This window comes from Streptomyces sp. F001, assembly GCF_004187715.1.
Taxonomy (GTDB): Bacteria; Actinomycetota; Actinomycetes; order Streptomycetales; family Streptomycetaceae; genus Streptomyces; species Streptomyces flavusporus.
In genome coordinates this window covers 1-11,219 of record NZ_QZWF01000060.1, presented here as the reverse complement: position 1 = coordinate 11,219, position 11,219 = coordinate 1, and the positions used below count along the sequence as shown (strand labels likewise).

The following is an 11,219-nucleotide window of genomic DNA, read 5'->3' as shown; positions in this document are numbered from 1 at the left end:
GTTGTGCGAGGGCGCGCTCGGCGCGGTGATCCTCGCCGACGCCCGGCGCCTGGAGGAATGCTTCGCCGCCGTCGACTTCTTCGAGGAGCGCGGCCTGGGCTTCATCGTCGCCATCAACGAGTTCGACGGGGCCCACCGCTACGACCCCGAGGAGGTACGCGCCGCCATCGACCTCGACCCGGACATCCCGGTCGTCCGCTGCGATGCCCGGATCTCCGCCTCCGGCGTGCAGACCCTGCTCACCCTCGTACGCCACCTCATCGCCCACGCCCCTGCCACCCCGGCGCCGAGCCACGGCGCCCACATGTGACACCCCCGACCCTTCCCACCGGAGCCGCATATGACGTACGCGCACAGCGACGGAACCCGGCCATGAGCTACGACCCGCCGCGCCCGGCCGGTCGTCTGCTGCTCACCCCCGAGGACAAGGAGGCCCCCGCCCGGACCCGGCGACTGCGCGGACTGGGCCTGGGAGAGCGCCCCGAGCCCGCCCTCGACGCCTTCGCGGGCCATCTGGCGGCGCTCACCGGCTCGCCCTACGCCATGGTCAACTTCCTCGACGAGAACGGCCAGTTCTTCGCCGGCCTGCATGCGCCCGCCGTAGGACTCGTCGTGAAGGAGGACGGGACCCGGCCCGAGCTCGGCCGCTCCCTGCCCCGTGACCACGGTTTCTGTCCCCATGTGGTGGTCCGGCGCAGGGCCCTGGCCCTGGAGGACGTCCGCGACTATCCGCGGTTCGCGGGCAACCCCGTGGTCGACGAGTACGGCATCCACTCCTACCTCGGAGCGCCGCTCATCGACACCACGGGCATGGTGCTCGGCACCGTGTGCGTCGCCGACGTCGCGCCGCGGCCCTGGGGGATGACCGGCCTGGAGGCCATCAAGGCGTCGGCGGCCGAGCTCGTGGCGAGCCTCGAGGCCGGCGGGCTCCCGCTGCTGTGACGGAGGACCGAGCCCTGCGGTACCAGCCGACCGGTCTAGTACCGCCGTACACTCCATGCATGGGACGCACCAGTGACGCCAAGCAGAAGATTCTCGCTGCTGCGCGCTCGTTGATCGAGGGGCGCGGTTACTCGGCGCTGGGCGTGGCCGAGATCTGCAAGGCGGCCGGGGTGCCGAAGGGCAGCTTCTACTACTTCTTCGAGTCCAAGGAGTCCCTCGCGCTCGCCGTCGTCGACGAGCACTGGGCGGCCCAGAAACGCGACTGGGCGCGCATCCTGGGCGCAAACGCCGAACCCCTGGAGCGGCTCCGGCAGCTGTTCGAGGAGACGGAGGCCGGCCAGCGCACCGTCCAGCAGGGCTGCGGCACCGTGTCGGGCTGCCTGTTCGGGAACCTCACCCTGGAGCTGAGCAACCAGACCGAGACCGTCCGCGGGCGGCTGCAGGAGATCTTCGACGCCCAGGTCGACATGGTCGAGTCGGTCGTCGCCGAGGCGCGCGAGCGCGGTGATGTCACCGTCGCCGACACGCGGGAGGCGGCGCGGGCGGTGGTGGCCCAGCTGGAGGGCCAGGTGATGTTCGCCAAGCTGTACAACAACACCCAGCGGCTGAGCCCTCTCTGGCAGAACTGCCGGGCCTTGCTCGGCGCCACCGGGCGCTAGGTGTATTGATCACGAGCGTTGTCAACGCCGGCCGGGCTTGATCCGCCGGACAGGCCTTAGTAGCCGCGCCAGACGTTGTCGAACGCGGCGTCCTCGATCGCCTTCCGCTGGCGTACGGCCTCCAGCTCCATCACCGCGTCTCCGACGGCGGCCAACACCGTCGTGACCGCGTCACCGGCGAGGGCCTCCGCGTCCTCGGCCGGTTCGTCGCGGAGCCCGGCGGCGGCAGCCAGGGCGGCCAGGACGGGTTCGCCCGCCGACCAGCGGGCCTCGGCCTGGCGCCGGGCCGCCGAGTCGACCAGTACCGTCCGCCCGGTCCGCAGCGCAAGCCGGTGGCTCCGAGGCCGGGCCGTCAGCCCCATCCGCTCGAAGTCGTCGACGTAGGCGGAGGAGAGCCCCCGGCCCCGGCGCCACAGCCAGTCCTCGACCGACTCGTACGGCTCCTGTCGTACGAGGGCCGCGGCAGCCTCGTCCAACAGGCGGTCCCCTGTGGGCGCCTGGGCGCCCGGCAGGATGCGGTCGCCGTCCAGGACGAGGGCCTCGGCCTCGATGAGGTCGAACACCTCGGCTCCCGCCAGGGCGAGCGACAGATCACCCTGCTCCACTGGGCGGCCGGGCGCCGCGTCCAGGGCGACGATCGCGAGGTCCCGTGCGGTGGTCATGAGCGGCTCCACGTCAGTTCGCCGAGTGCGGGGAGAGAGCGTCGGGTCCGGCGCCCTCGGTCGATTCTCGCCGCCTTTCGGGGATTGTGTGTCGTACTACGACCATGTGGTGCGGGAATCCGATCCGCAGCACGGCCGCGGTCGCGGCTGCGGCGAGCACCGCGAGGGCGGCCAGGAGGAGGGCCGGACGGTAGCCGTGGTGGAGCAGCGGGGCGACGAGCAGCGGGCCGAGGATCTGGCCGACGGAGTATCCGGCGGTGAGCAGAGCGACCGAGCGGGGGAAGCGCAGATGGGCTCCCACGGCCAGGGCGAGGGTGCTGACGCCCAGGAACGTGGCACCGAACAGCACCGCGGAGACGAGGGCCGCCGCCGTACCGCCGATCAGCGCGGGCACGGCGATGCCGATCGCCTGGACCACGAGCGCGGCCGACAGCAGACCGGGGCGGGACCAGCGGTGCCCCAGCCGGGCCCACAGCGCCGAGGACGGTACGGCGGCCAGCCCCACGAGCACCCAGGCGCCGCTGCCGACCCAGCCGGGAGAACCCTGACCGATCGCTGAGACCAGGAAGGTTCCGGCGACGATGTAGCCGACGCCTTCCAGGGTGTAGCTGACGAACAGCGCACCGAACCAGCGGTGGGTACGGGGCTTCGCGTCGCTCCTGGCTGCCGCGGCGACGGGCGGATCTTCCGGCCGCAGGTTCCAGGAGGCGCCGACCAGCACCGCCGCGAGCGCGGCCGCCGCCCACCAGGCGGTCCGCCAGTCGGCGACGGACCGCAGGACCAGGACCAGCAGACCGGACAGTGCGATGCCGGCGCCCACGCCGCCGAATGCCCAGCCGGGCAGGTGCGGCGGGTGTTCCCGCAGGTGGTGGAGGAGGGAGGCGACCGCAACGACGAAGACCAGGGCACTCGCCACCCCGGCCAGCAGCCGCAGCGAAGCCCACGCGGCGGTGCTGTGGGTGGCGGGCATCGCGGCGAGTGTGCCGGTCAGCAGGAGCAGCGAGCCGCGCAGGACGGCGCGCGAACGGACCAGGGCGGGGGCCAGGATGCCCGCGAGTGCCCCGACGAGATAGCCGGCGTAGTTGGCGGTGGCCAGGTCGGCTCCGGCGGCGGCCGACAGACCGGCCTGGGTGTGCATCAGCGGCAGGATCGGGGGGTAGACGAAGCGGCCGACGCCCATGCCCGCCGCGAGCGCCGCGGCGGACCGGGCGACATGGCTCCAGGGGGACGTGGTGCTCACTTCGTGCCGTCGGCGTTGCCCGGGTCGTTGGGGTGGGACTCGAGCGGGGTGACGGTGAAGGTCATCCACGGGCGCAGGGGCAAGGTGCCGAGCACCTTCTCGTGGAGCTCCTCCTCGTCGGCGGCCCGCCACACGCCGATGCTGCGCAACTCGCCCACAGGACGCCACAGTCGGGCCAGGTTGCCGGTGGCGGCCAGTTCCTTCGCGCGGACCGTCTCGGCGGCCCGTCGCCGGTCGACCTCTTCCTGGCTGGTGTCCTCGGGGACGGTGGTGGTGATCTCGACCAGGAACTCTCGCATGATCTGCCTCCGGTCATGCTCGTCGGGTGTGCTCCCATCGTGGGCCCGTCACCAGCATCGATGCCACGACCGGCTTCCTCGCTGCTGATAGGCGCAGCCTCCCAGCGCGCGTAGCATGGCGCGCGTGGAACTGCGTCAGCTGCGGTACTTCGTCGCGGTCGCCGAGGAACTGAACTTCGGTCGGGCCGCCGAGCGGCTGCTCATCGCGGGCCCCTCGCTCTCCCAGCAGATCAAGGCGCTCGAACGGGACCTGGGCGTCCGGCTGTTCGACCGGGACCGCCGATCGGTCTCCCTCACCCCGGCCGGTGCCGCCCTGCTCCCGCCCACCCGCGCCCTGCTGGAGCAGGCCGACGACCTCAAGCGCCGGGCCGGTCGGCTGGCGGGCTCGGAGTCGGTACGGCTCGGCTACGTCAACTGGCTCCCGCCGGACCTGACTTCGCGTACGGCCGCCGTGGCCAAGGTGCACATCGACGCCTGGGTCGCGCCCTCTCACACCCAGGCCGCCCGGGTCGCGGACGGCAGTCTGGACCTCGCCGTGTGCTGGGTGCGCAACGAGGACCTGAAGCGGCTCGGGCTGCGGGGCCGGCTGATCGGCGCCGACCGGCTCTACGCCGTGGCCAAGGGCCTGCGCACCGGCGATGTGCGAGCCGGGGACACCGACGTCCTCATCGACGACGACATCACCTCCTGGCAGTCCTGGAACGTGTACGCCGAAGAGCTGGCGCGGACCACCGGGGCTCGTGAGGTGCGCATCTCCGACGGGGCCATCACCGGTCCCGCCTTCTTCGACCACGTTCGCCGTTGCCGCCGCCCGGTCGTCAACTCGCCCAAGGGACAGACCAATCCCATCCCGCCCGACCTGGTCCGACGCGAGATCGTCGAGCCGAAGATCTACTGGACCTGGTCCCTGGTCTGGCGCGAGAACGAGGACCGCCCCGGGGTGCTCGACACCGTGGACGCCTTGTGCGACGGCGTCGGCGACCTCGGGATCCACGCCCCGGACGCCTGGCTGCCCGTCGACGACCCGTACGCACTCCCGCGCTGATCTGCACTGCGAGCCTGAGCCTCCCAAGCGGGAGGAAACGAGTCCCATCCGGCCTTTGACGTCGTCTTTCCGCCGACCTACCGTCAAATAGTCGACCGGTCGGCTAGTGATCGGTCACCCACTTCGGAGAAGGTCACCATGAGCACCCAGAACCAGAAGGTCGCGGTCATCACCGGCGCGTCGCAGGGCATCGGCGCCGCCCTCGTCGAGGGCTACCGCAAGCTCGGTCACGCCGTCGTCGCCACCTCGCGCACCATCGCCCCCGTCGATGACGCCGACGTCCTGACCGTGCAGGGCGACATCGCCGACCCGGCCACCGCCGAGCGCGTCGTCGCGGCCGCCGTCGAGCGGTTCGGCCGTATCGACACCGTGGTCAACAACGCGGGCATCTTCATCGCCAAGCCGTTCACCGACTACACGGCCGAGGACTACGCCGCCGTGACCGGCATCAACCTGTCCGGCGTCTTCCACATCACCCAGCAGGCGATCCCGCACCTCCTCGCCCAGGGCGGCGGCCACATCGTCAACGTCACCACGAGCCTGGTCGACAGCCCGGACTCCAGGGTCCCCTCCGTCCTGGCCTCGCTGACCAAGGGCGGCCTGCAGTCCGCCACCAAGTCCCTCGCCATCGAGTACGCCACCCGCGGCATCCGCGTGAACGCTGTGTCGCCCGGCACCATCAAGACCCCGATGCACCCGGAGGAGACCCACGACGTCCTCGCGGCCCTGCACCCGGTCGGCCGGATGGGCGAAGTGAGCGACATCGTCGACGCGGTGCTCTTCCTGGAGACGGCTCCGTTCGTCACCGGCGAGATCCTGCACGTCGACGGCGGTATGAGCGCCGGCCACTGAGCGGTCGCCGGATCACCGAGGAAGGATGACGTCATGAACAGCACGACGGAAGACACCACGGTCCTGGGTGGCGTCCTCGACCGTTGGAAAGCGGCCGTCGACGCCCATGAGCCGAAGCAGGTCGCCGCCGTCTTCACCGACGACGCGATCTTCCAGGGGCTGCAGCCCTACGGTGTCGGCCGGTCCGGTGTCGCCGAGTACTACGCCTCCCAGCCGATCGGGATGAGGGCCGCCTACCACGTCCTGGAGACCCGGCGGTTCGCGGACGACCTCGTACTCGGTTACCTGGACGTCGAGTTCTCGTTCACCGACCGGCCTGCGCTGGACGTCAAGCTCTCGGTCCTCGTGACCCGCGCAGGGGACGATTGGTACATCAGCCATTACCAGGTCTCCCGCCTCGACTAGGCCTGTCCTCCCGAGCGGCCCCGGGTGCACTCCCGGGCCGCCCGTTCCGTGGCCGGGCAGAGGGCGTGAAGCAGAGCTGAGGCGCCGCTTAAGAAATCCTCGATGGACCGGGGACGGCGTCGTACGGCAGATTGCCTGGTGATTCCACTCCTCTCCCCGGACGCGGGCTCCTTTGGCATGCCCGTGGCCCGGGGTCTCACCCACAGGAGCCGTAGCGTTGAAGGCGCTGGTCAAGGAGAAGGCGGAGCCCGGGCTGTGGCTCGCGGACGTCCCGGAACCCGCCGTCGGACCCGGCGACGTACTGATCAAGGTGCTGCGCACCGGCATCTGCGGCACCGACCTGCACATCCGGTCCTGGGACGGCTGGGCGCAGCAGGCGATCCGTACGCCGCTCGTGGTCGGGCACGAGTTCGTCGGTGAGGTCGTGGAGACCGGCCGGGACGTCGCGGACATCGCCGTCGGCGACCGGGTCAGCGGCGAGGGCCATCTGGTGTGCGGCAAGTGCCGCAACTGCCTGGCCGGGCGACGGCACCTGTGCCGGGCCACGGTCGGGCTCGGCGTCGGCCGGGACGGGGCCTTCGCCGAGTACGTCGCCCTGCCCGCCGCCAATGTGTGGGTGCACCGGGTCCCGGTGGACCTCGATGTCGCGGCGATCTTCGACCCGTTCGGGAACGCCGTGCACACCGCACTGTCCTTCCCCTTGGTCGGTGAGGATGTGCTGATCACCGGCGCCGGGCCGATCGGCCTGATGGCCGCGGCCGTTGCCCGGCACGCGGGTGCCCGGAACGTCGTGATCACCGACGTCAGCGAGGAGCGGCTGGACCTGGCGCGGAAGATCGGTGTGAGCCTGGCGCTCAATGTCTCCGGCTCCTCGATCGCCGACGGACAACGGGAGTTGGGTCTGCGCGAGGGCTTCGACATCGGTCTGGAGATGTCCGGCCGCCCCGAGGCCCTGCGCGACATGATCGCCAACATGACGCACGGCGGGCGGATCGCCATGCTGGGCCTGCCGGCCCAGGAGTTTCCCGTCGACTGGGCCCGGATCGTCACCTCGATGATCACCATCAAGGGTATCTACGGCCGGGAGATGTTCGAGACCTGGTACGCGATGTCCGTGCTCCTGGAGGGCGGCCTCGATCTCGCCCCCGTGATCACCGGCCGCTACGGCTACCGCGAATTCGAGGCGGCGTTCGCCGACGCGGCGAGCGGCCGTGGCGGCAAGGTCATCCTCGACTGGACTGCGTAAGTCACCCGTATTTCAAGGAGTTCCCTGATGTTCGACTCCGTGCGCGACGACCTGCGCGCCACCCTCGACGAGATCCGCGCCGCCGGACTGCACAAACCCGAACGCGTCATCGACACCCCGCAGTCGGCCACCGTGCACGTCTCCGCCGGCGGCCGCCCCGGCGAGGTCCTCAACTTCTGCGCCAACAACTACCTCGGCCTCGCCGACCACCCCGAGGTGATCGCCGCCGCCCACGAGGCGCTCGACCGCTGGGGCTACGGCATGGCCTCCGTGCGCTTCATCTGCGGCACGCAGGAGGTGCACAAGGAGCTGGAGGCGCGGCTGTCGGCCTTCCTCGGCCAGGAGGACACGATCCTCTACTCCTCCTGCTTCGACGCCAACGGCGGTGTCTTCGAGACGCTGCTCGGCCCGGAGGACGCGGTGATCTCCGACGCGCTCAACCACGCGTCGATCATCGACGGCATCCGGCTGTCGAAGGCCCGCCGCTTCCGGTACGCCAACCGTGATCTGGCCGATCTGGAACGGCAGTTGAAGGACGCGTCCGACGCCAGGCGGCGGCTGATCGTCACCGACGGGGTCTTCTCCATGGACGGTTACGTGGCGCCCTTGAGGGAGATCTGCGATCTCGCCGACCGCTACGACGCGATGGTCATGGTCGACGACTCGCACGCCGTCGGCTTCGTCGGCCCCGGCGGCCGGGGCACGCCCGAGCTGCACGGGGTGATGGACCGCGTCGACATCATCACCGGCACCCTCGGCAAGGCGCTCGGCGGCGCCTCCGGCGGCTACGTCGCCGCCCGCTCCGAGATCGTCGCCCTGCTGCGCCAGCGCTCCCGGCCGTACCTGTTCTCCAACACGCTCGCGCCGGTGATCGCCGCCGCCTCCCTGAAGGTGCTCGACCTGCTGGAGTCGGCGGGCGACCTGCGCGAGCGGCTCGCCGAGAACACCGCCCTGTTCCGCCGCCGGATGACCGAGGAGGGCTTCGACGTCCTCCCCGGCGACCACGCCATCGCACCCGTGATGATCGGCGACGCGGCCGAGGCGGGCCGGATGGCGGAGCTGCTGCTGGAGCGGGGCGTGTACGTGATCGGCTTCTCGTACCCGGTCGTACCGCAGGGCCAGGCGCGTATCCGCGTCCAGCTGTCCGCCGCGCACTCCACCGACGACGTCAACCGCGCGGTCGACGCGTTCGTCGCGGCGCGGGCGGAGCTGGACGCCTGAGGGGGACGAACGGGTCGTTCGGCGGCATAGCGCGTCTGAGAGAATCGATCCCGTGATCGAAGCGCGGCGGCTGCACATCCTCCGAGCGGTGGCCGACCACCGCACGGTGACGGCGGCTGCCGCCGCGCTGTACCTGACGCCCTCCGCCGTGTCCCAGCAGCTGACGGCACTCGAGCAGGAGACGGGCCACCGGCTCGTCGAGCGGAGCGCGAAGGGCGTACGACTGACCCCGGCCGGCGAGATCCTGCTCAGCCACACCAACGCCGTCCTCGCCCAGCTGGAGCGCGCGGAGGCCGAGCTGGCCGCCTACAGCTCGGGCGCGGCCGGCACGGTCACGGTCGCCTCCTTCGCGACCGGCATCGCCCTGGTGGTCGCGCCCGCCGTGGCCCACCTCGCGCGCACCGCCCCCGGCATCCGGATCCGGGTCCGGGACGCCGAGGGGGACGCCAGCCTGCCGATGGTCCTGGACCGGCAGGTGGACGTCGCGGTCGCCGTCGAGTACCGCGGGGCCCCGGCCGCCGACGACCCCCGCCTGGCCCACGTCCCGCTGTACGCGGAGCCCTTCGACGCGGTCGTACCGGTCAGCCACCGGCTGGCGGACGCCGCGGAGGTGCCGCTCGCGGAGCTCGCCAAGGACCGGTGGATCGGCCCGTACCCCGGAAATCCCTGCCACGACGTGGTGGTCCTGGCCTGCGAGAGCGCCGGCTTCCAGCCCCGTCCGGAGCACTCCTCGGACGACTTCCGGGCGGTCGTGGCGCTCGCCTCCGCCGACGCGGGCGTCGCCCTCGTACCGCGTTCGGCGCTGCGAGGCATGGATCTCACCGGTGTCGTCGTCCGCCCCGTGGACGGCGACGCACCGACCCGCCGGGTCTTCGCGGCGGTACGACGCGGCGCGGAGGAGCATCCGCTGATCCGTCCGGTGCTGGAGGCGCTGGAGGCGGCGGCAGAGGATTAGGTGATCTTCACGCCGTGCGTTTCATATTCGGGATAGAATCCCGAATATGAAACGAACGACTGCTGTCGAGGCCGAAGGCGGGGACGGTTCCCGCAGTCCGGACGACGTCGATGTCCGGCTCGGCTCCCGGCTTGCCGAGCTGAGGACCGAACGCGGCTGGTCCCTGGGGGAGTTGGCCGAGCGCAGCGGCGTGAGCCGGTCGACCCTGTCCCGCGCCGAGCGGGCGGAGATCAGCCTCACCGCCGCGGTGCTGAACCGGCTCTGCGCCGTGTACGGGCGGACCATGTCCCAGCTGCTCAGCGAGGTCGAGCCGGAGCCCGCCCTGCTGGTGCGGGCGACCGACCAGCAGGTGTGGCAGGACCGGGCCTCCGGATTCGTGCGACGCTCCGTGTCGCCGCCGCACGCCGGCCTGCGTGGCGAACTCGTCGAGGGACGGCTCGCCGCGGGCGCCGACATCGCGTACGACCGGCCGCCCGTGCCCGGCCTCGAGCAGCACATCTGGGTGCTGGAGGGAGCTCTCGCCATGACAGTGCAGGACGTCGAGCATCGCCTGGAAGCCGGTGACTGCCTGCGGCTTCGCGTATGGGGGCCGACGCGGTTCCGGTGCACCGGCCGGGAGGACGTGCGGTATCTGCTGGCGGTGGTGCGGCCGTGATCGTGGCTCGCCTGGACGACCACCAAGTTCTCGCGTCTGCAGGGGAGTTGGCGGACCTCCTGACCGACACGGTGGCCGGCGGTGCGTCGGTCGGATTCCTTGCGCCGATGGACGCCGCCGATGCCACCGCCTGGTGGAAGGAGCGCGCCGCCGCCGTGACCGCGGGGCAGCTCGCGGTGTGGGTGGCGCGCGACGGGGACCGGGTGGTCGGCACGGTCAGCCTGTCCTTTCCCGACAAGCCGAACAGTCGCCACCGCGCCGAGCTCGTGAAGCTGATGGTGCACCGCGACGCCCGCGGTCAGGGTCTGGGCCGTCGGCTCCTGACCATCGCCGAGGAAGCCGCCGCCGCGGCCGGTGCCACCCTGCTGCACCTGGACACCGAGACCGACAGCCCCGCCGAGAACCTGTACCGCGGCGCGGGCTGGACCCGGGCCGGCGTCATCCCCGACTACGCGGCGAGCCCCGCCGGAGAGCTGCGGCCGACGAGCCTCTACTACAAGCACGTGGGAGCCGGTGCTCTCCCCAGGTGACTGTCAGTGGGAGCCGCTACGGTGCGTTCCATGCCGGATGCCGAAGACGTACGCCGTATCGCCCTGTCCCTGCCGGACACGACGGAGAAGATCGCCTGGAGCATGCCCACGTTCCGGGTCGCGGGGAAGATGTTCGCCACGCTGCCGGAGGACGAGACCTCCATCGCCGTGCGCTGCCCCAAGGAGGAGCGCGACGAACTGGTCCTGGCCGAGCCGGAGAAGTTCTGGATCGCCGACCATGAGGCGCAGTTCGCCTGGGTGCGGGCGCGGCTGGCGGCGCTGGAGGGCGAGGGCGAACTGCGGGACATCCTCGCCGACTCCTGGCGCCAGGCGGCCCCGCCCCGACTGCTCGACGCCTACCCCGAGTTGGGTCTGCCTGCCGCCGACTGAAGAATCCTCCGGCGTTGTCAGTGCCCCATGGCATGATCCGGAGGGCGTGGGAGCCGGGGCGGAGGGGGCCTCGGCCACCACAGGCGCGGGAGGGGTTCGTGCCGGGTCGGCCGGGGAG

The 11,219-nt window shown here is 71.5% G+C and carries 15 protein-coding genes; 12 read left to right on the top strand and 3 right to left on the bottom strand.

The window, feature by feature from the left end:
- From StrepF001_RS42745 to StrepF001_RS42735, 3 genes are all read left to right on the top strand, one after another.
- On the top strand, positions 1 to 310 hold a 310-nt coding region (locus StrepF001_RS42745; protein ID WP_206307136.1), incomplete at its 5' end, for an ATP/GTP-binding protein.
- Between the two features lie 62 nt (positions 311 to 372).
- A complete protein-coding gene (locus StrepF001_RS42740; protein WP_129803474.1) occupies positions 373 to 942 on the top strand; it encodes a GAF domain-containing protein in 570 nt (189 codons plus the stop codon).
- 59 nt (positions 943 to 1,001) lie between these two features.
- A complete protein-coding gene (locus StrepF001_RS42735) occupies positions 1,002 to 1,601 on the top strand; it encodes a TetR/AcrR family transcriptional regulator (RefSeq protein ID WP_129803473.1) in 600 nt (199 codons plus the stop codon).
- A gap of 56 nt (positions 1,602 to 1,657) precedes the next feature.
- Here the strand turns inward: StrepF001_RS42735 and StrepF001_RS42730 are convergent, their stop codons facing one another.
- From StrepF001_RS42730 to StrepF001_RS42720, 3 genes are read right to left on the bottom strand one after another with little or no spacing between them, the layout of a single operon-like run.
- Positions 1,658 to 2,263, bottom strand: a complete 606-nt coding sequence (locus StrepF001_RS42730) for a GPP34 family phosphoprotein (protein WP_129803472.1) — start codon at positions 2,261 to 2,263, stop codon at positions 1,658 to 1,660.
- A gap of 13 nt (positions 2,264 to 2,276) precedes the next feature.
- On the bottom strand, positions 2,277 to 3,443 hold the full coding sequence (locus StrepF001_RS42725; RefSeq protein ID WP_129803475.1) for a YbfB/YjiJ family MFS transporter: 1,167 nt from the start codon (positions 3,441 to 3,443) through the stop codon (positions 2,277 to 2,279).
- A 56-nt stretch (positions 3,444 to 3,499) separates the two neighbouring features.
- Positions 3,500 to 3,802: a muconolactone Delta-isomerase family protein gene (locus StrepF001_RS42720; protein WP_129803471.1), complete on the bottom strand. Its 303-nt coding sequence runs from the start codon at positions 3,800 to 3,802 to the stop codon at positions 3,500 to 3,502.
- Positions 3,803 to 3,917: 115 nt separating this feature from the next.
- On the opposite strand from StrepF001_RS42720, the gene StrepF001_RS42715 reads away from it, so the two are divergent.
- From StrepF001_RS42715 to StrepF001_RS42675, 9 genes are all read left to right on the top strand, one after another.
- Positions 3,918 to 4,847 carry a LysR family transcriptional regulator gene (locus tag StrepF001_RS42715; RefSeq protein WP_129803470.1) on the top strand — a complete coding sequence of 310 codons (930 nt, stop codon included), beginning with the start codon at positions 3,918 to 3,920 and terminating at the stop codon, positions 4,845 to 4,847.
- A 138-nt stretch (positions 4,848 to 4,985) separates the two neighbouring features.
- Complete coding sequence (locus tag StrepF001_RS42710) at positions 4,986 to 5,699, top strand: SDR family oxidoreductase (protein WP_129803469.1); 714 nt, start codon at positions 4,986 to 4,988, stop codon at positions 5,697 to 5,699.
- Positions 5,700 to 5,732: 33 nt separating this feature from the next.
- Positions 5,733 to 6,104: a nuclear transport factor 2 family protein gene (locus StrepF001_RS42705; RefSeq protein ID WP_129803468.1), complete on the top strand. Its 372-nt coding sequence runs from the start codon at positions 5,733 to 5,735 to the stop codon at positions 6,102 to 6,104.
- Between the two features lie 217 nt (positions 6,105 to 6,321).
- Positions 6,322 to 7,350: an L-threonine 3-dehydrogenase gene (gene tdh, locus StrepF001_RS42700; protein ID WP_129803467.1), complete on the top strand. Its 1,029-nt coding sequence runs from the start codon at positions 6,322 to 6,324 to the stop codon at positions 7,348 to 7,350.
- 27 nt (positions 7,351 to 7,377) lie between these two features.
- Positions 7,378 to 8,571, top strand: coding sequence for a glycine C-acetyltransferase (locus StrepF001_RS42695; RefSeq protein WP_129803466.1), 1,194 nt, complete (start codon positions 7,378 to 7,380; stop codon positions 8,569 to 8,571).
- 52 nt (positions 8,572 to 8,623) lie between these two features.
- Positions 8,624 to 9,526, top strand: coding sequence for a LysR family transcriptional regulator (locus StrepF001_RS42690; RefSeq protein ID WP_129803465.1), 903 nt, complete (start codon positions 8,624 to 8,626; stop codon positions 9,524 to 9,526).
- Between the two features lie 46 nt (positions 9,527 to 9,572).
- Positions 9,573 to 10,181, top strand: coding sequence for an XRE family transcriptional regulator (locus StrepF001_RS42685; RefSeq protein WP_129803464.1), 609 nt, complete (start codon positions 9,573 to 9,575; stop codon positions 10,179 to 10,181).
- Positions 10,178 to 10,711 carry a GNAT family N-acetyltransferase gene (locus StrepF001_RS42680; protein ID WP_240797969.1) on the top strand — a complete coding sequence of 178 codons (534 nt, stop codon included), beginning with the start codon at positions 10,178 to 10,180 and terminating at the stop codon, positions 10,709 to 10,711. Before StrepF001_RS42685 ends, StrepF001_RS42680 begins: the two co-directional genes overlap by 4 nt.
- A 30-nt stretch (positions 10,712 to 10,741) precedes the next feature.
- A complete protein-coding gene (locus StrepF001_RS42675; RefSeq protein ID WP_165396564.1) occupies positions 10,742 to 11,101 on the top strand; it encodes an MmcQ/YjbR family DNA-binding protein in 360 nt (119 codons plus the stop codon).
- The last annotated feature ends 118 nt before the right edge of the window (positions 11,102 to 11,219 follow it).